This is a genomic window from Azorhizobium caulinodans ORS 571, assembly GCF_000010525.1.
Classification (GTDB): Bacteria; Pseudomonadota; Alphaproteobacteria; order Rhizobiales; family Xanthobacteraceae; genus Azorhizobium; species Azorhizobium caulinodans.
In genome coordinates this window covers 1,623,392-1,640,721 of record NC_009937.1, presented here as the reverse complement: position 1 = coordinate 1,640,721, position 17,330 = coordinate 1,623,392, and the positions used below count along the sequence as shown (strand labels likewise).

The 17,330-nt window shown below is 67.9% G+C and carries 17 protein-coding genes; 6 read left to right on the top strand and 11 right to left on the bottom strand.

The window, feature by feature from the left end; translation table 11 throughout:
- The first annotated feature begins 17 nt into the window (after positions 1 to 17).
- The 6 genes from AZC_RS07410 to AZC_RS25685 all read left to right on the top strand — a co-directional run bounded on the left by AZC_RS07410 (position 18) and on the right by AZC_RS25685 (position 4,496).
- Positions 18 to 881 carry a branched-chain amino acid ABC transporter permease gene (locus AZC_RS07410; RefSeq protein ID WP_012169967.1) on the top strand — a complete coding sequence of 288 codons (864 nt, stop codon included), beginning with the start codon at positions 18 to 20 and terminating at the stop codon, positions 879 to 881.
- 13 nt (positions 882 to 894) lie between these two features.
- Complete coding sequence (locus tag AZC_RS07405; RefSeq protein WP_244421808.1) at positions 895 to 1,881, top strand: branched-chain amino acid ABC transporter permease; 987 nt, start codon at positions 895 to 897, stop codon at positions 1,879 to 1,881.
- Entirely contained in the window at positions 1,878 to 2,660 is a 783-nt protein-coding gene (locus AZC_RS07400; RefSeq protein WP_012169965.1) for an ABC transporter ATP-binding protein, read from the top strand. The genes AZC_RS07405 and AZC_RS07400 overlap by 4 nt, the downstream gene beginning before the upstream one ends.
- Positions 2,641 to 3,357, top strand: coding sequence for an ABC transporter ATP-binding protein (locus AZC_RS07395; protein ID WP_012169964.1), 717 nt, complete (start codon positions 2,641 to 2,643; stop codon positions 3,355 to 3,357). Before AZC_RS07400 ends, AZC_RS07395 begins: the two co-directional genes overlap by 20 nt.
- 131 nt (positions 3,358 to 3,488) lie before the next feature.
- Positions 3,489 to 4,244 carry a flagellar hook basal-body protein gene (locus tag AZC_RS07390; protein WP_043879040.1) on the top strand — a complete coding sequence of 252 codons (756 nt, stop codon included), beginning with the start codon at positions 3,489 to 3,491 and terminating at the stop codon, positions 4,242 to 4,244.
- 90 nt (positions 4,245 to 4,334) lie between these two features.
- On the top strand, positions 4,335 to 4,496 hold the full coding sequence (locus AZC_RS25685) for a hypothetical protein (protein ID WP_158304102.1): 162 nt from the start codon (positions 4,335 to 4,337) through the stop codon (positions 4,494 to 4,496).
- Between the two features lie 36 nt (positions 4,497 to 4,532).
- Here AZC_RS25685 and AZC_RS07385 read toward each other — a convergent pair whose 3' ends face one another.
- The 11 genes from AZC_RS07385 to AZC_RS07335 all read right to left on the bottom strand — a co-directional run bounded on the left by AZC_RS07385 (position 4,533) and on the right by AZC_RS07335 (position 17,330).
- Positions 4,533 to 6,089 (bottom strand): multicopper oxidase family protein, encoded by a 1,557-nt coding sequence (locus AZC_RS07385; protein ID WP_012169962.1) that lies wholly within the window; start codon positions 6,087 to 6,089, stop codon positions 4,533 to 4,535.
- 61 nt (positions 6,090 to 6,150) lie between these two features.
- Positions 6,151 to 7,329: an NnrS family protein gene (locus tag AZC_RS07380; RefSeq protein ID WP_012169961.1), complete on the bottom strand. Its 1,179-nt coding sequence runs from the start codon at positions 7,327 to 7,329 to the stop codon at positions 6,151 to 6,153.
- A 22-nt stretch (positions 7,330 to 7,351) separates the two neighbouring features.
- Complete coding sequence (locus tag AZC_RS07375) at positions 7,352 to 7,822, bottom strand: membrane protein (protein ID WP_043879039.1); 471 nt, start codon at positions 7,820 to 7,822, stop codon at positions 7,352 to 7,354.
- Positions 7,823 to 7,827: 5 nt separating this feature from the next.
- Positions 7,828 to 8,346, bottom strand: a complete 519-nt coding sequence (gene mog, locus AZC_RS07370; protein WP_043880127.1) for a molybdopterin adenylyltransferase — start codon at positions 8,344 to 8,346, stop codon at positions 7,828 to 7,830.
- 6 nt (positions 8,347 to 8,352) lie between these two features.
- Positions 8,353 to 9,354 (bottom strand): GTP 3',8-cyclase MoaA, encoded by a 1,002-nt coding sequence (gene moaA, locus AZC_RS07365; RefSeq protein ID WP_012169958.1) that lies wholly within the window; start codon positions 9,352 to 9,354, stop codon positions 8,353 to 8,355.
- Positions 9,351 to 9,632 carry a hypothetical protein gene (locus AZC_RS07360; RefSeq protein ID WP_043879038.1) on the bottom strand — a complete coding sequence of 94 codons (282 nt, stop codon included), beginning with the start codon at positions 9,630 to 9,632 and terminating at the stop codon, positions 9,351 to 9,353. Before AZC_RS07360 ends, moaA begins: the two co-directional genes overlap by 4 nt.
- 9 nt (positions 9,633 to 9,641) lie before the next feature.
- Positions 9,642 to 10,547, bottom strand: coding sequence for a peptidylprolyl isomerase (locus tag AZC_RS07355; RefSeq protein ID WP_081433934.1), 906 nt, complete (start codon positions 10,545 to 10,547; stop codon positions 9,642 to 9,644).
- Positions 10,548 to 10,552: 5 nt separating this feature from the next.
- On the bottom strand, positions 10,553 to 11,332 hold the full coding sequence (gene narI / locus AZC_RS07350; protein WP_012169956.1) for a respiratory nitrate reductase subunit gamma: 780 nt from the start codon (positions 11,330 to 11,332) through the stop codon (positions 10,553 to 10,555).
- A gap of 12 nt (positions 11,333 to 11,344) precedes the next feature.
- Positions 11,345 to 12,049 (bottom strand): nitrate reductase molybdenum cofactor assembly chaperone, encoded by a 705-nt coding sequence (gene narJ, locus AZC_RS07345; protein ID WP_052285886.1) that lies wholly within the window; start codon positions 12,047 to 12,049, stop codon positions 11,345 to 11,347.
- On the bottom strand, positions 12,049 to 13,575 hold the full coding sequence (narH, locus tag AZC_RS07340) for a nitrate reductase subunit beta (protein WP_012169954.1): 1,527 nt from the start codon (positions 13,573 to 13,575) through the stop codon (positions 12,049 to 12,051). The genes narJ and narH overlap by 1 nt, the downstream gene beginning before the upstream one ends.
- On the bottom strand, positions 13,572 to 17,330 hold the full coding sequence (locus tag AZC_RS07335) for a nitrate reductase subunit alpha (protein WP_012169953.1): 3,759 nt from the start codon (positions 17,328 to 17,330) through the stop codon (positions 13,572 to 13,574). Before AZC_RS07335 ends, narH begins: the two co-directional genes overlap by 4 nt.

Here is a 17,330-nt window from a genome sequence, read left to right as displayed (position 1 = left end):
CAGATAAGGACGAACTGATGCAGACGGTGCTCAGCATCGGCGTCGATGCGCTGGCTTATGGCATGGTGCTGTTCGTCATCTCCATCGGCCTCTCCGTCACCATGGGGCTGATGCGGGTGACGAACCTCGCCCACGGCGCCTTCGCCATGATCGGCGGCTACATCGCCTCCTATGCGGCGCGCGATCTCGGCCTCGGCTACGGGGTCGCCGTACTGCTGGCGGTGGTGGGCACGGTGGCCATCGCCATCCCCATCGAACGCCTGCTCTACCGGCGCATCTATGGCGCGCCGGAGCTGACGCAGGTGCTGATGACCATCGGCATTACCTTCTGCATCATCGGCATCGCCAACTATGTGTTCGGCCCGACGCTGAAGACCATTCCCCTGCCCCAAACGCTGCGGGAGCCCGTCGACCTCGGCTTCCGCACCATCGGGGCCCAGCGGGTGTTCGCCATCGTGTGCGGGCTCGCGGTCGCGGCGGCGCTGTGGTTCCTCATCGAGAAGACCCGCTTCGGCGTGAAGCTGCGCGCCTCGGTGGACAATGCCGCCATGGCTGCCGCTCTCGGCGTGCGCACGCAGGTGGTCTATGCGGTGAGCTTCGCGGCGGCGGTGGGGCTCGCGGCCTTCGGCGGCGTCGTGGGCGCCGAACTGCTGCCGGTCGAGCCCTATTACGCCCTGCGCTACATGGTGACGTTCCTGGTGGTGGTGTCGGTGGGCGGCACCGGCTCCATTCCCGGCGCGCTCCTCGCCTGCCTGCTGCTGAGCGCCATCGACACCACGGGGCGCTATCTCTCGCCGGAATATGGCGAGTTCTTCTTCTATCTCGCCGTCATCGCCATCGTGTGCCTGTTCCCCCGCGGGCTGATCGCAAGGGCGAAATAGGATGGACCGCACCATGACCGCCCCTCTCGCCGCCGCAGCAGGCCGCCCGGCTCTCGGCGCTGGTCCGCTGGCCTTCGCCCTCCTGCTGGCGCTGGCCGGGCTCGGCTATCTACTGTTCCCGGACAATCTGGCGCTGCTCACCCGCCTCATTGCCATCGCCTTCCTCGTGCTCTCGCTCGATCTCGTCACCGGCTATTGCGGCGTCGCGACGCTCGGCCATGCGGCGCTCTATGGGGCCGGCGCCTATGCGGCGGGCATCGCATCGGCGCGCTACGGCATCGAGGATCCGCTGGCCATGACCGGCATCGGGCTGGTCGGCGGGGCACTCGCGGGGCTTGTGTGCGGGGTGGTGATCCTGCGTGCCCACGGCCTGCCGCAACTCGTGCTCTCCATTGCGCTCGTCTATCTCTTCCACGAATTCGCCAACAAGGCCTCCGGCTGGACCGGCGGCAGCGACGGCCTCTCGGGCGTCACCACCGGCCCGTTGTTCGGGCGCTTCGAATTCGATCTCTACGGCCACACCGCCTATCTCTATGCGGTGGGCCTGCTGCTGCTGACGCTCATCGTCCTGCGGCTGCTGGTGCGCTCGCCCTTCGGCATGCTGTGCCGGGGCATCAAGGAAGATCCGGTGCGCATCCAGGCCATGGGCGCCTCGCCCAAGGCGGCACTGCTGAAGATGTACGTCATCTCCGGCGCCGTGGCGGGCATCGGCGGCGCGCTGAACGCCATCTCCACGCAGGTGGTGGCCCTCGACAGCCTCTCCTTCACCCAGTCGGCGGAAGCGCTGGTGATGCTGGTGCTCGGTGGCACGGGATCGCTCTTCGGCGCGCTGGTGGGAACGGTGGTCTTCACTTTGTTCGAGGACTTCGTCTCCGCCGCCAATCCCTTCCATTGGCTCACCGTGGTGGGCCTGCTGCTGATCGCCACCGTGCTGTTCGCGCCCAAGGGCCTCTATGGCACCGCCGCCGACTGGATCGCCCGCCGGAGGGCCCGCCCATGAGCGCGCAGGACACGCCCGCCCCCGTCTTCGAGGTGGTGCATCTGGCGAAGAATTTCGGCGGCCTCCGGGTGACCAATGACGTCTCCCTGTCTCTGCGGCCCGGCGATCGCATGGCGCTGATCGGCCCGAACGGTGCCGGCAAGACAACCTTCGTCAATCTCGTTACCGGCGCCCTCAAGGCGGATGCGGGCGAGGTGCGGCTGAACGGCGAGAGCGTCAACCGGCTCGATCCCATCGGCCGCGTGCGCCGGGGCTTGGTGCGCTCTTTTCAGGTGACGCGCCTGTTCCTGGAGATGACGCCCGCCGAGCATGTGGCGCTTGCCGTGCTCCAGCGTACCGGACGCTCGGGGCGCATGTTCGGCAACTTCCGCGCCATGCCGGACGTGATGGAGGAGGTGGAGGAACAGCTCGTCGCCCTGGGCCTCCACGATCTCATGCACCGCAAGGTGCGCGAGATCGCCTATGGCCAGCAGCGCCTGCTGGAGATCGCCATCGCGCTCGCCCTGAAGCCCCGCGTGCTGCTGCTGGACGAGCCCGCCGCCGGCGTGCCCCAGAGCGACACCGGACGCATCGAGCAGGCCCTCGCCGGCCTGCCCGCTTCGCTGGCCGTGCTGATGATCGAGCACGACATGGATCTCGTCTTCCGCTTCGCCAAGCGCGTGGTGGTTCTGGCGGCCGGCGCCGTCATCTTCGACGGCCTGCCGGCCGATGTGGCCCGCGATGACCGCGTGCGCGAAGCCTATCTCGGGAGCTATGCCCATGCCGGCCACGCCGCTTGAGGTGGAGGATCTGAGCGCCGGCTACGGGCCGACGCGGGTGCTGGAAGGCGTGAGCTTCGCCGTGCCGGCGGGCGCGCGCCTTGCCGTGCTCGGGCGCAACGGCATGGGCAAGACGACGCTGCTCGCCAGCCTCGCCGGCCAGACGAAACGCTATGGCGGGCGCATCCGGCTCGGCGGCGCGGACATCACCCCCCTCTCCACCGCCTCCCGCGCCCATGCCGGGCTCGGTTATGTGCCGCAGACCCGGGCCATCTTCCCTAGCCTCACGGTGGAGGAAAACCTGTCCGTCGGGCTGAAGGAGCGTCCCCTGAGCGCACTGGAAGAGGCCTATGCGCTCTTCCCGCGCCTCAAGGAGCGGCGGCGCAACCTCGGCACGCAACTCTCCGGGGGCGAGCAGCAGATGCTCTCCACCGCCCGCACCATCCTCGGCCGGCCAACGGTCCTCCTGCTGGACGAGCCGCTGGAGGGCCTCGCCCCGGTGATCTGCGAGGAGCTGATGGAGGCCTTCGCAGAGCTCGCCCGCACCGGCGACACCACCATCCTTCTGGTGGAGCAGCGCATCCAGATGGCCCTCGACTTCGCGGACCATGTGATCGTGCTGGAGCGCGGCCGTCTGGCATGGTCCGGCACGCCACAGGCCCTGACCGCCGATCAGGACACGGTGGAGCGCCTGCTGGGGGTCGGTGGCCTGCACTGACGCGGTGCACGCAAGCGGGAGGCAACAGCCGTCAAAAGCAGGTGCCTTTGCGGCAACATGGCGAGCAATGACCGAAGAGATGTGTTAGGCTAAACGCCATCGCGCCCTACGGGGTGAGACGGACAAGGGTCATGGCGTTAGCAGACGTAATCGGCATCGGCGCATCGGGCCTGCGGGCGCAGGTCGTCAAGGTGGCGACCGTTGCGGACAATACCGCCAATGCACGGACGCCCGGCCACCGCAAGGTGGCGGCCGAGACCACATCGGCGCCCGCGGGTGCCGGCGTCGCGACGGGTCTGCGTCATTACATCTCGAGCGCCGGCACGGCTTCCGCCACGGGTTCCCCGACCGACATGATGGTGTCGGGCGACGGCTTCTTCATGGTCTCGGACGGGAAAGGCAACACGCTGCTCACCCGGTCCGGCAATTTCGCCTTCGATGCGCAGTCCGGCCAGCTCAAGAATGCCGCCGGCTATGCGTTGATGGCCACGCCGAACGGCGGCGGTGCGCCTACGCCCGTGCAGCTCACCGCCGAGCAAGCGTCGTCCCTGAAGGTCGGCGCGGACGGCACGCTCGCCTCAACCGACGCCGATGGCCGGTCGCAGGCCCTCTATCGCATCCCTCTGGCGACCACCGCCAACCCGGACGGCATGACGCCGGTGGCCGGAGATGCCTTCCAGCCCGGCAGCGCCTCGGGACCGGCCCGCACGTTCGTCAGCGGCCAGGGCCCCGGCACCATCCGTGCGGGCTATCTGGAAGATTCGAACGTGGACATGGCCACGGAGATGACCGACCTCGTGACCTCACAGGCGAGCTTCATGGCCAATTTCAGAACGGTCCGCATGGGCATCGAAATGCTCGATGTCGTGCTGAACATGAAGCGATAGGCGCGACGCTCCCGCACGCCCCACCGCCGCGTTTCCGAAACAATCCTTGCTCTCGCTTGTTCTTCTCCTGATGCAACAGGAGAAATCGTGATGGCGAAATCGCACGACCGCACGCTTGGCAAGCCGGACCCGAACGAGGACAAGGATCTCAACGTCGAGCAGTACAAGGAGCGGGCGCAGGGCACGATCGGAAAGGCGCCGGACCCGAAGGTCAGCAACGCCCGCCCGCCGCACAAGCCAGCCACACACTGAGGCCCTGTGCCGAAGGACGAGGCCTGCGCCGAGCGGCTAAGCCACCCGCACCACGCCCATCATGCCAGTCGCCATGTGGTAGAGGTGATGGCAGTGGAGGAACCAGTCCCCCTTCGGCCCCGCATCGAACGCGATGGTGACCGGGGTGCGCGGCGGAACGTTCACCGTGTCGCGCATCGCCCCGGAGAAGCGGCGCGTGCCGATGCCGACCACCTGAAAATGGTGGCCGTGCAGATGCATGGGATGGTTCATGCTGGTGGGGTTCATGAAGGTCATCTCGACCCGCTCGCCCTGGTTCACCACAAAGGGCGGGGCCTCCCCATACACCGCACCGTTGATGGTCCAGCGATAGCCCGGCTGCTCTCCAAGCAGAAGGGAGAAGCTCTTGTCCGGCTTGCGCGCCGCGAGCGGCATTGCCGCCGACAGACGGCCCTCCAGTTCCAGAGACAGCAGGCCCTGCGCCGCGTCGGCCGTGTCCGTGATCCGGGCCACGGAGGCTCCCGGCGTCGCGAGCACGAGCCCCGTGCGGCGCGGCGACGCCTCCACCTGCGCAAGCACGGGGAACGCGCCACCGCTGGCCGGCACGTCCACCAGCAAGTCGATGCGCTGCCCTTGGGCCAGCGGGAACAGCGCTGCCTCCAGGGGAACGCACGGCGTGCCGTCGACCGCGATGCAGCTGGGCTTCAGGCCCGGGACGGAAATGAAGAAGGCGCTGGCCGTGCCACCGTTGATGATGCGCAGACGAACACGCCCTCCCTTCTCCACGGGCACCACCTGCGGATCGGCGAGCGTACGGCGGTTGGCAAGGAAGGCGTCGTAATCCACGTCATTGGCATGAACCATGCCGCTTCCGCCCATGGCCCCACCGGGCATGGAATGCCCCGAATGGTTCATGGCTCCGCCAGAGGCCATCGCGCCCATGCCGCCCATAGACCCCATGTTATGGCCGGAATGATCCATGCCGGCGATGGACATGCCGCCGCCGGACGTGCCCCCCGTCGCCGCACCGCCGGTCCCGCCCGTCGTGTGCCCGCCGTGGGCGCCATGGCCGTTTGTGCCGCCGAGGCCGGCCAGGATTTCCTCCGGCGTGCGGAAGGAGAAATCGTGGAGCATCAGCACCACATCCTGCACGTCCCCGGCATCGGCCTCGCGGGTCACCAGCGGAGCCGCGAGAAGCTGCTGTTCGGAGAGCGTGTGGGAGTGCATCCAGTGGGTGCCGGGGGTCAGCGGAAAGTCCACCTGATCGCTCGCCCCTGAGGCCAGCGCGCCGCCATCGGGACGGGCGCGGTCCTGATCCGGCGGCGCGAAGATCTGGCCGTGCCAGTGCATGACCGCCGGCTCGGGAGCCGCATTGAGGATGGCGCCGGCGAAGCGGTCGCCCTCCTTCGCGAACACGCCCTCCCCCGCAGGCCCCTGAATGGCATAGACCTTGGCCGCCTTGCCATTCACGTCGAGTGACACGCTCTCCACCGTGATCAGCGGCGCCGCACGCGCCACGTTCCAACGCCCTGAGAGGGCAAGCGCTCCTGCTGCGACGCCGCCCGCCAGCACGGCGCGGCGCGAGAGGGGGGAGGCGGAAAAGGGCTGGGTCATCGTCGTCTCTCCGGGCGCGAGCGGCAGCCTTCGTCCGCGCCGATCTGATCTTGGCCATGCTCTAGCGGCGGCAGAGCATGGGGCCATAGGAAGCGAGAAACAGCAGAAAGGCGATGACCCAGAACACCGCACTGAGGCCGAGAAGCATCACAAAATAGCTACTGGAGAAGATTGCCCCCGCCCGTAGCAGGAGGCTCACCAGGACACAGATGTACAACGCCACCGTCGGTGGCGAGGCGCGCAGGGCCTGCCCGGTATGGCCGAGCGTGGCGCGGGTCATGATGGCGAGCGTCATGCCCCCGATCGCCCCGATGGCCCAGACATGAAGGCCGAAGGCGGACGGCAGATGATCCGGCGCCAGCGCATGCCCGCCCGTGGCGAGAAAGCCGGCGGCGGCCAGGGCAAAGCCCCCGTGCAGCACGAGCACCAGAGGATCGGATGTCGTGCGCCAGCCCTGCCAGCGGGTCAGCCGCCACACATTGGCGAGTCCCGCCGCCAGCAGAAGCGCGCCCGCCAGATGGTTCTCCGGCGTGATGATCCAGCCGAGGAGGGCCAAGGCGGACAGGACCATCACCACGCCGTCACCACGCCCGAACGGCACCGGGCGCTCCGCGATGCCCTGCTTGGCCAGCCAGTTGTGGGTGAAGCTCGGCACCACGCGACCGCCCACCAGCAGGATGAGGAAGACGAGAAGGCCGATGCCCGCCCGCGTGGCATATGGCGCCGCACCCGTGGCCCAGGCTTCCAGATGGAAGCCAATATTCGCCGCCGCCAGCGCCAGCACGATGCCGACCACCTTGGCATTGCGCCAGTTGCGCCCCGCGATCACCTCCCGCCCTGCAAGGAGGGCGAAGGCGAGCAGGAACGCCCCATCGACCGCCAGCGCCACGCCCCAGCCGACAAGGCCCGAGACCAGCACCGCCACCCGGCCCGCACACCAGAGGCCGACGAGCAGCATGAGCGCCCGGCCCGCCACCGGCAGGCGCCCCGTCCAGTTGGGAATGGCGGTCAGCAGGAAGCCCGCCACCACCGCCGCGCCATAGCCGAACAGCATCTCGTGGACATGCCACTCCACCGGCGCGAAGGCGGTGGGCAGGCTCAGTTCGCCCAGGAAGACCGCTGGCCAGATGGCGATGGCAAGCCCCGCCCAGACGCCCGCCGCCAGGAAAAAGGGGCGGAAGCCCCGGCTCCACAGGCCCGGCCCTTGATAGGCCCTCTGGGTTTGCGCGGTGCGCGCCATGGCAGCCTCTCAGGTGATGGCTTCAGAACAGGAACAGCCCATGCGCGCCGGCCACCGCGCCGACCACCGTCAGCGCGGCGACGGACAGCAGGGCGCGGTGCAGGAAGGTGATGCGCCGGAGCGTCGGCGGCGGGGCATGGCGGGCCATGCTGACCACCCAGCGATGCAGGATCGGTTCGATGACGAACAGCAGCAGCATGAACAGCAGCCAGAGCCCGACCATGGCGTGCATCCACCAGAAGGCGGGATCCCGGAAGCGGGACCAAAGGTCGAGGCGCACGATCATCCAGAGGCCGGTGAGGCCGGCGAGCGGCACCGACCAGCGCACCTGCTCGGAGAAGCGCTTCTCAATGGCCTCGAACAGCACCGCCCCCTGCACGCCCAGCAGCACGCGGGAGAGCGGCAGAACCACCAGCGTCACGAAGGCGAGCCCCCCGATCCAGTGCAGCACGGCAAGCACGTGCAAAGCGCGGGCGAAGGTGACGTCGTCCATCGCCGTCACTCCGGCCGGAAGGCCCGGATCACTGCCGGGTTGGTCTCGACGCGCCCGGCGCCGATGAGATCGAGCGCATAGGGCACGGCGGCGAACACCGCCTCAAGGCAGGTGGCGATGGCCGCCGGCTTGCCCGGCAAGGTGATGATCAGCGTCGCGCCCCGCACACCGGCGGTCTGGCGCGACAGGATGGCGGTGGGCACGTCTTTCAGGCTGGCCCGCCGCATCTCTTCGCCGAAGCCGGGCAGTTCCTTGTGGAGCACGCTCGCCACCGCCTCCGGCGTCAGGTCGCGGGGGGACGGCCCGGTGCCGCCGGAGGCAAGGATGAGATCGAGATGCTCCTGATCGCACATGCGCAGCAGTTCGGCGCGCACGCTGTCGATGCCGTCCGGGACCACCCGGCGCACCGGCTCCCAGGGCGAGGTCAGCGCCAGTGCCAGCCATTCCTCCATGGCGGGGCCGGAGCGGTCCACATAATCGCCCCGGCTCGCGCGATCCGAAATCGTGAGAAGACCGATGCGCACCATGGTTCAACCTCCCAGCACAGACATGTGCCGCGCCAGCGCGGGCGCGCCATTGCGGGCAATCGCGAAATCATGGCCGCGGGGCTTCGCTCGGATGCCCGCATCAATGGCGGCGTGGAGCGCCTCGTCCCCCTCGCAGGCCCGCAGCGGCGCGCGCAGGTCCACCTGATCCTCCTGCCCGAGGCAGGTGTAGAGGACGCCCGTCGCGCTCACCCGCACGCGGTTGCAGGTCTCGCAGAAGCTATGGGTCAGCGGCGTGATGAAGCCGATGCGCCCGCCGGTCTCCGCCACCCGCGCATAGCGCGCAGGGCCGCCGCTGCGGTCGGCGGTGTCGGTCAGCGTCCAGCGGGTCTCGATGGTCCGGCGCAGCGTGGCGAGGGATAAATACTGGTCCGTCCGGTCCGCGCCCACATCGCCGAGCGGCATGGTCTCGATGAGGGTGAGGTCCATGCCCCGGCCATGGGCGAAGGCGATGAGATCGTGGATCTCGTCTTCCGTGCTGCCCTTCAGCGCCACCGCATTGAGCTTCACCTTCAACCCGGCCTCCTGCGCCGCCAAGAGCCCCTCCATGACAACACCGAGCGTGCCCCGCCGGGTCAGCGCGCGAAAGCGGGACGCATCAAGCGTGTCGAGCGACACATTGACCCGGCGCACACCGGCACGGGCGAGCCCGTCCGCATGGCGGGCGAGCAGGCTCCCGTTCGTGGTGAGCGTCAGTTCCTTGAGCCGGCGGGCGGCGAGGTGACGCGACAGGCTGGAGACTAGCTCCATCAAGCCCTTGCGCACCAGCGGCTCCCCACCCGTGAGGCGGATCTTCGCAACGCCCCGCGCCACGAAGGCGGAAGCGAGACGATCCAGTTCCTCCAGCGTGAGCAACTGGTTGCGCGGCACGAAGGCCATGTCCTCGGCCATGCAATAGACACAGCGCAGGTCGCACCGGTCCGTCACCGACAGCCTGAGATAGGAAACCCGCCGGCCGAAGAGATCGACAAGCCCGCAGCGGGTCATGCGACGCCCTCCGGCAAGGTGGCGGCGAGGATGGCCTTCACGGCGGCAAGGCCGGGATCTTTGGCCTGGTTCATGATGCCCATGAGCTGGACGAAATGATCGTCCGAGGCCGTGTCGAGGAAGTGCCAGACCCGCGCCGCCATCACCTGCGCGGGCGCCCGCCCTTCCGCCTGCGCGGCAGCCGTGAGGCGGGCGGAGAGGCTCGGCGCATCGAGCGTCGAAAGAAGGCGTTCGCACACCTGCGGATCTTCCAGCGTGGAGAGCAGCGCGCCGAACATGGCAACCTCCTACTGCACGAGCGGGCTATCCGCGCCGCCGAGCGCGATGCCCTGAATGTCCGCCCGGCCGATGAGCAGCGCGACGTACTGGGCATGCGCCGCACGGGTCACATGGTCGGCGAGATAAGCGGCGATCTGATCGCGCACCGCCTCGAAGGGCAGCGTGCGGCCGTCCACATGACGGTTCACGCGGATGAGGTGGACGCCGTAGCGCGTCTCTACCGGCTCGGAGATCACGCCCGGCGTCAATGCCTTCAGCGCCGCCTCGAACTCCGGCGTCGTATCGCCCGGTCCGATCTGGCCGAGGCTGCCGCCGACCCCGGCAGAGGGGCAATCGGACTGCGCCCGCGCCAGCTCGGCGAAGCGCTCCGGTGCACGGGCCAGAACAGCCGCGAGGGTCTGCGCCCGCTCGCGCGCCGCCGGGAAGGCCACCGCGTCCTCCCGGCGGGCGGCGCACAGGATGTGCTCCGCCTCCCAGAGGGGCGCGGACAGGAAACGCCGCCGGTTGTTGTCGTAGAAGCGGCGGAGCGCCGCCTCGTCCGCCTCCGGCGTGCGCACCTCCTGCGCCAGAAGGGCGCGGATCAGTGCCTCCTCCTCGGTCTCCCGCCGGCCGTCCGCCTCAAGGCGCGGATCGGCGGAAAGGCCGAGGCGATGGGCCTCCTGCAGCAGCAGTTCCCGCACCACAAGCGCCAGCGTGGCATTGAACCAGCCTTCCGCCGGGGTCTTGGCCGGGGCGTTCTGCACCTCGGCGGCAATGGCCTTGCGGGAAATGGCAACGCCGTTGACGCTGACCGGGGACATGACCACCCGCTCCCGCGAGGGCGCCGTGTCCCGTGCCAGCGGCGCGTGCTCATGGGGGTGGTCGTGGGAATGATCGGCGCGGGTGGCGGCATGGTCGATGACGAGCGTAACCATGGCCTTCACTCCGCCGGACGCTGTGCGGGAATGGACGTGGCACGGGGCGCCGGAGCGACGACCGGCGCGGATGCCGTGCGGCGCGGCTGGCCGGAGCCATGGGCGAAGCGCGTGCGCACCACCTGATAGCCGGGGCGGCCCAGATACCAGACCGGCGCGCTCCACACATGCACGAGGCGGGTGAAGGGGAAGATGAGGAAGATGGTGAGCCCCAGCAGCATGTGCGCCTTGAAGATGGGGTTCACGTCCGCCACATAGGCCGCCGCCTGCGGCTGGAGGGTGAGGATGCCCTGCGCCCAGTTCATGAACTTCACCATCTCATGCCCGTCCATATGGCCGAGCGAGACGAAGATGGTGAAGAGGCCGAGGGTGAGCTGCACCCACAGGATGAGCAGGATGGCCGTATCGCCGAAGCTCGACGTGGCGCGGATGCGCGGATCGAACAGCCGGCGGTGCGCCAGGAGCGAGATGCCGATGAAGCACAGCACACCGGCGATGCCGCCGGCCGTGATGGCCAGTCCCTGCTTGAAGGAATGGCTGACGCCCATCGCATCGAACACCCAGATGGGCGTCAGCAGACCCACCGTGTGGCCGGCGAAGATGGCGAGGATGCCGATGTGGAAGAGGTTCGAGCCGAGGCGCAGCTGGCGGCGGCGCAGGAGCTGCGAGGAGCCGGTCTTCCACGTGTATTGCTCCCGATCGAAGCGGATGAGGCTGCCGAACAGGAAGACGGTGAGACAGAGATAGGGGTACCAGCCGAACAGGGCCGAGTTGAGCGCGGACATGGATCGTCTCCCTCAGGCGGTGGCAAGGCGCGCGTCGCGCTGGGCGGCGCGGATCTGGGTGCGCAGGCGATCCACGGAACAGCCATCGAGCGCCTCCCCGGGGCCGAAGACGACCGCCGTCTCCTCCCAGGCGGCATCGAGTGCCTTCAGTTCATCCGCCCGGCTGAGCGGGGCGTCATCCCCCGTGATCGGCGTGGCCTCCGCCACGCCACCGATGGCGCGCACGGCGGAAAACACCGCGCCATAGGCGGAGCCGCGCGCGGTGAGCCGCTCTTCCAGCAGAGCGAGGATGTGGTCGGTGTCGGCGAGGAGGCCGCGCGCCTCGGCAAGCGGGCGCGTGGCGAGATATTCGAGGAACAGCGGCAGATAGTCCGGCAGTTCGTTGGCGGTGAGGCAGAGCCCGCCGGCCTCGTAGAGGGCCGCAAGGTCAACCATCGCCTGCCCTCGGTCGCGGCTCTCACCGTGCACATGCTCGAACAGATGCAGCGAGCGCTTGCGGGAGCTGTCGAAGAGTTCGACATAATCCGCCTGAAGCTCATAGAGGTCGCGGGTGGCAAGCGCCTCCAGCAGCGGCGCGAGAGCCGCCCGCTCGTCGCGGCCGAGCAGGTCACTGGCGGCGAGCGCGGCCTTGATCTCCGGAATGCCGGCGGCAAGGCCGGCGTCCGGATAGCTCAGCAGCGCGGAGAGCGCCTTGAAGGCGAGGGTTTCGATGGCCATCACGCCACCTCCATGGGATTGCGCGCCTTGGGCGTCTGGCGGGTGCCGAACAAATTGGTCTCCGTGCTGCCGCCCGAGCAGCCGTTGCCGAAGGAGAAGCCGCAGGAGCCGCGCAGGTCGTAGGCATCCTCGCTCCACTCGCGATGGGCGGTGGGGATGACGAAGCGATCCTCGTAATTGGCGATCGCCATCACCTGATACATGTCCTCGATATGCGCGCCCGTGAGGCCGACCTTCGCGGCGATGCGCTCATCAAGACGCCCGTCCACGGTCTTGGCCCGCATGTAGCCGCGCATGGCAAGCATCCGCTCAAGGGCGAGGGCCACCGGCTCCTCATCTCCCGCCGTGAGCAGGTTGGCGAGATAGCGCAGCGGGATGCGCAGCGAGCGCACGTCCGGCATCTCGCCATTCACCCCCATCTGGCCGGCCGCGGCGGCCGACTGGATGGGCGAGAGCGGGGGCACGTACCAGACCATGGGCAGGGTGCGGTATTCGGGATGGAGCGGGAAGGCCACCTTCCACTCCATGGCCATCTTCCACACCGGCGAATGGCGCGCCGCCTCAAGCCAGGCTTCCGGCACGCCATCGGCGCGCGCCTGCGCGATCACCGCCGGATCCTTGGGGTCGAGGAAGAGGTCGAGCTGGGCCTGATAGAGATCCTTCTCGTCCGGCACGCTGGCGGCGGCCTCGATGCGGTCCGCATCATAGAGCAGCACGCCGAGGTAGCGGATGCGGCCGACGCAGGTTTCCGAGCAGACGGTGGGCTGGCCCGCCTCGATGCGCGGATAGCAGAAGATGCACTTCTCCGACTTTCCCGAAGACCAGTTGTAATAGATCTTCTTGTAGGGGCAGCCGGAAACGCACATGCGCCAGCCCCGGCACTTGTCCTGATCAATGAGGACGATGCCGTCTTCCTCGCGCTTGTAGATGGCGCCGGAGGGGCACGAGGCCGCGCACGCCGGATTGAGGCAGTGCTCGCACAGGCGCGGCAGATACATCATGAAGGTGTTCTCGAACTGGCCGTAGATGTCCTTCTGCACGGCCTCGAAATTCACATCCTTCGAGCGCTTGGCGAACTCACCGCCGAGGATCTCCTCCCAGTTCGGCCCCCACTCGATCTTCTCCATCCGCTCGCCGCTGACCGCCGAGCGCGGGCGGGCCGTGGGGAAAGCCCTGCTCTCCTTCGCCGTGTGCAGATGCTCGTAGTCAAAATTGAAGGGCTCGTAATAGTCGTCAATCTCCGGCAGGTCCGGATTGGCGAAGATATTCGCGAGCACCCGCCACTTGGCGCCGATGCGCGGCTCGATACGGCCGTTCTTCTTGCGCCGCCAGCCGCCGTTCCACTTGTCCTGGTTCTCCCACTCGCGGGGATAGCCGACGCCGGGCTTGGTCTCCACATTGTTGAACCAGGCGTATTCGACGCCCTCGCGGTTGGTCCACACGTTCTTGCAGGTGACGGAACAGGTGTGGCAGCCGATGCACTTGTCGAGGTTCAGCACCATCGCGATTTGAGCACGGATCTTCATTGTGCAGCCTCCATCGGCGCGGTGTTCGGGGAATGATCGGGGGCGAGCGGACCTTCGAGCCAGTCCACCCGCGCCATCTTGCGCACCACGATGAACTCGTCGCGATTGGCGCCCACGGTGCCGTAATAGTTGAAGCCGTAGGCCTGCTGGGCGTAGCCGCCGATCATGTGGGTGGGCTTCAGGACGACGCGCGTCACCGAATTATGGATGCCGCCCCGGTTGCCGGTCATCTCGGAACCGGGCGTGTTCACGATCTTCTCCTGGGCGTGATACATCAGCATCATGCCCTCGGCGATGCGCTGGGAGACCACCGCGCGGGCGGTGAGCGCGCCGTTGACGTTGAACACTTCCACCCAGTCGTTATCGACGATGCCGGCGCGCTTGGCGTCGGTCTCGCTGATCCAGACCACCGGCCCGCCCCTGTTGAGCGTCAGCATCAGCAGATTGTCGGAATAAGTGGAGTGGATGCCCCACTTCTGGTGGGGGGTGAGGAAGTTGAGAACGATCTCCGTATTGCCGTTGGGCTTCACGCCCTTGGCACCGGCAATGGTCTTCAGGTCCACCGGCGGCTTCCAGGTCACGAAGCCCTCGCCGAAGGCCCGCATCCACAGATGGTCCTGATAGAGCTGCTGGCGGCCGGTCAGCGTACGCCAGGGGATGAGCTCGTGCACATTGGTGTAGCCGGCATTGTAGCAGACCTTCTCGCTCTCGATGCCGGACCAGGTGGGGGAGGAGATGATCTTGCGCGGCTGGGCCTGAATGTCCCGGTAGCGGATCTTCTCGTCTTCCTTCGGCAGCGCGAGATGCGCGTGCTCGCGGCCGGTGGCCTTGGAGAGCGCCTCCCACGCCTTCACCGCCACCTCGCCATTGGTTTCCGGCGCCAGCATCAGGATGACCTCGGTGGCGTCGATGTCCGTCTCGATGCGCGGCAGGCCGGCGGCGGCGCCCCTGTCCTTCACGCCGTTGAGCGCTCCGAGCGCGGCCACCTCATGCTCGGTATTCCAGGCGATGCCCTTGCCGCCATTGCCCACCTTGGTCATCAGCGGGCCCAGCGCCGTGAAGCGCTCATAGAGGTTGGGATAATCGCGCGTCACCACGGCCACGGCCGGCATGGTGCGGCCGGGAACGGGATCGGTCTCGCCCCGCGCCCAGTCGCGCACGTCCAGCGCTTGCGCCAGTTCGCCGGCGCTGTCGTGCTGGATGGGGGTGAGGACCACATCCTCCTCCACGCCCAGCACCTCGCCACTCACCTGCGAGAAGGCCTTGGCGAGCCCCTTGTAGATGTCCCAGTCGGAGCGTGCTTCCCACGCCGGATCCACCGCCGCCGAAAGCGGGTGGATGAAGGGGTGCATGTCCGAGGTGTTGAGGTCGTTCTTCTCGTACCAGGTGGCCGTGGGCAGCACGATGTCCGAATAGACGCAGGTGGTGGACATGCGGAAGTCCAGCGTCACCAGCAGGTCCAGCTTGCCCTTCGGCGCCTCCTCGTGCCACGCCACCTCGCGGTTGCGCACCGCGCCCTCGGGGCCGAGATCCTTGCCCATGACGCCATGGGTGGTGCCGAGCAGGTGCTTGAGGAAATATTCGTGCCCCTTGCCCGAAGAGCCGAGCAGGTTGGAGCGCCACACGAACATGTTGCGCGGCCAGTTCGCCGGGTCATCCGGATCGTGGCACGACATTTCCAGCGCGCCGGACTTCAGCCCCTGCGCCACATAATCCTTCGGCTCCATCCCCGCCGCCTTGGCCGCCTTGGCGATCTCCAGCGGGTTCTGCTTCAGCTGCGGCGCGGAGGGCAGCCAGCCCATGCGCTCCGCCTTCACATTGTAGTCGATGAAGCTCTGGTTCCAGTCGCCCTCCGGCGCCGTGGGCGAGACGATCTCGGCGGCGGTCAGCGTCTCGTAGCGCCACTGGTCGGTGTGGGCGTAGAAGAAGGAGGTGGAGTTCATGTGCCGCGGCGGGCGGCTCCAGTCGAGGCCGAAGGCCAGCGGCTGCCAGCCGGTCTGCGGGCGCAGCTTCTCCTGCCCCACATAATGCGACCAGCCGCCACCCGACTGGCCGATGGCGCCACAGAAGACCAGGAGATTGATGATCCCCCGGTAGGCCATGTCCATGTGGTACCAGTGGTTCAGGCCAGCACCGAGGATGACCATGGAGCGACCGTTGGTCTTCTCCGCATTGGTGGCGAATTCGCGCGCGACCGTGATGATGGCGTCGCGCTTCACGCCGGTGATGCGCTCCGCCCATGCAGGGGTGAAGGGCACGTCCGCATCATAGCTTGACGCCACATGCTCGCCGCCGAAGCCCCGGTCGAGGCCGTAATTGGCCATCATCAGGTCGAACACGGTGGCGACCTTCACGCTCGCGCCGTCCGCCCCGGTGAGGGTGCGCACGGGCACGTTGCGGGTGAGGATTTCGCCGTGCTGGGTGGAGACGAAATGCTCCGTGGCCCGCCCGCCGAAATAGGGGAAGTCCACGGGGGCGATGGTGGCGTCGTCTCCAGCAAGCGTCAGGCGCAGGCGAGTGTCGCGGCCGGCGCCGTCCTTCTCCTCCAGATTCCACTTCGCCTGCTCGCCCCAGCGATAGCCGATGGAGCCCAGCGGAGCGACAAGGTCTCCGGTCGTCTCGTCTATGGCGACCGTCTTCCAGTCGGGATTGTTCCCCTCCCCGAGCCCGCCGGGCAGGTCGGACGTGCGCAGCAGGCGCTCGGGCACAAGGCGCCCGTCCTTCTCCACGAGGCGGACGAGGAAGGGCATGTCCGAATAACGCCGGGCATAATCCTCGAAATAGGGCACGCTCCGGTCGAGGTGATATTCGCGCAGGATGACGTGGCCCATGGCCAGCGCCAGCGCCGCATCCGTGCCCTGCTTCGGATTGAGCCAGATGTCAGCAAACTTGGTGGCCTCGGCATAGTCCGGGCTCACCACCGCGCTCTTGGTGCCCTTGTAGCGCACCTCGGTGTAGAAATGGGCGTCCGGTGTGCGGGTCTGGGGCACGTTCGAGCCCCAGACGATGATGAAGCCGGCATTGTACCAGTCCGCGCTCTCCGGCACGTCCGTCTGCTCGCCCCAGGTCTGCGGCGAGGCGGGCGGCAGGTCGCAATACCAGTCGTAGAAGGACATGCACACGCCGCCGAGCAGCGAGAGATAGCGCGAGCCTGCCGCGTAGGAGACCATGGACATGGCCGGGATGGGCGAGAAGCCGATGACCCGGTCCGGCCCATGGGCCTTCACCGTATAGGCATTGGCGGCGCCGATGAGCTCGTTCACCTCGTCCCAGGTGCTGCGGACAAGGCCCCCGTGGCCGCGGACCGACATGTAGGAGCGGCGCTTGTCCGCATCCTCCACGATGGAGGCCCAGGCGGCCACGGGGGAGAGCCTGGCGCGGGCGGCACGCCAGAGCTTGAGCAGGCGGCCGCGCACCATGGGATACTTCACGCGGGCGCCGGAATAGAGATACCAGCTGTAGGAGGCGCCGCGCGCGCAGCCGCGCGGCTCATGGTTCGGCAGGTCCGGCCGGGTGCGGGGATAGTCCGTCTGCTGGGTTTCCCAGGTGACGATCCCGCCCTTGACATAGATCTTCCACGAGCAGGAGCCGGTGCAGTTCACGCCATGGGTGGAGCGTACGATCTTGTCGTGCTGCCAGCGCTTGCGGTAGCCGTCCTCCCAGGAACGGTCCTCGTTGGTGACGATGCCGTAGCCGTCGGAGAAGTCGTCCACGGTCTTGTTGAAGAAGGTGAGGCGATCGAGAAAGTGGGACAT

Bases quoted from the DNA above. Each gene is read 5' to 3' on its own strand.
- narJ (WP_052285886.1), bottom strand. From the start codon at position 12,049: ATGGCCATCGAAACCCTCGCCTTCAAGGCGCTCTCCGCGCTGCTGAGC.
- AZC_RS07360 (WP_043879038.1), bottom strand. From the start codon at position 9,632: ATGTTCGGCGCGCTGCTCTCCACGCTGGAAGATCCGCAGGTGTGCGAA.
- AZC_RS25685 (WP_158304102.1), top strand. From the start codon at position 4,335: ATGGCGAAATCGCACGACCGCACGCTTGGCAAGCCGGACCCGAACGAG.
- narH (WP_012169954.1), bottom strand. From the start codon at position 13,575: ATGAAGATCCGTGCTCAAATCGCGATGGTGCTGAACCTCGACAAGTGC.
- AZC_RS07410 (WP_012169967.1), top strand. From the start codon at position 18: ATGCAGACGGTGCTCAGCATCGGCGTCGATGCGCTGGCTTATGGCATG.
- AZC_RS07395 (WP_012169964.1), top strand. From the start codon at position 2,641: ATGCCGGCCACGCCGCTTGAGGTGGAGGATCTGAGCGCCGGCTACGGG.
- AZC_RS07375 (WP_043879039.1), bottom strand. From the start codon at position 7,822: ATGGACGACGTCACCTTCGCCCGCGCTTTGCACGTGCTTGCCGTGCTG.
- AZC_RS07355 (WP_081433934.1), bottom strand. From the start codon at position 10,547: ATGGTTACGCTCGTCATCGACCATGCCGCCACCCGCGCCGATCATTCC.
- narI (WP_012169956.1), bottom strand. From the start codon at position 11,332: ATGTCCGCGCTCAACTCGGCCCTGTTCGGCTGGTACCCCTATCTCTGT.
- AZC_RS07385 (WP_012169962.1), bottom strand. From the start codon at position 6,089: ATGACCCAGCCCTTTTCCGCCTCCCCCCTCTCGCGCCGCGCCGTGCTG.
- moaA (WP_012169958.1), bottom strand. From the start codon at position 9,354: ATGACCCGCTGCGGGCTTGTCGATCTCTTCGGCCGGCGGGTTTCCTAT.
- AZC_RS07380 (WP_012169961.1), bottom strand. From the start codon at position 7,329: ATGGCGCGCACCGCGCAAACCCAGAGGGCCTATCAAGGGCCGGGCCTG.
- AZC_RS07400 (WP_012169965.1), top strand. From the start codon at position 1,878: ATGAGCGCGCAGGACACGCCCGCCCCCGTCTTCGAGGTGGTGCATCTG.
- AZC_RS07405 (WP_244421808.1), top strand. From the start codon at position 895: ATGACCGCCCCTCTCGCCGCCGCAGCAGGCCGCCCGGCTCTCGGCGCT.
- AZC_RS07390 (WP_043879040.1), top strand. From the start codon at position 3,489: ATGGCGTTAGCAGACGTAATCGGCATCGGCGCATCGGGCCTGCGGGCG.
- AZC_RS07335 (WP_012169953.1), bottom strand. From the start codon at position 17,330: ATGTCCCACTTTCTCGATCGCCTCACCTTCTTCAACAAGACCGTGGAC.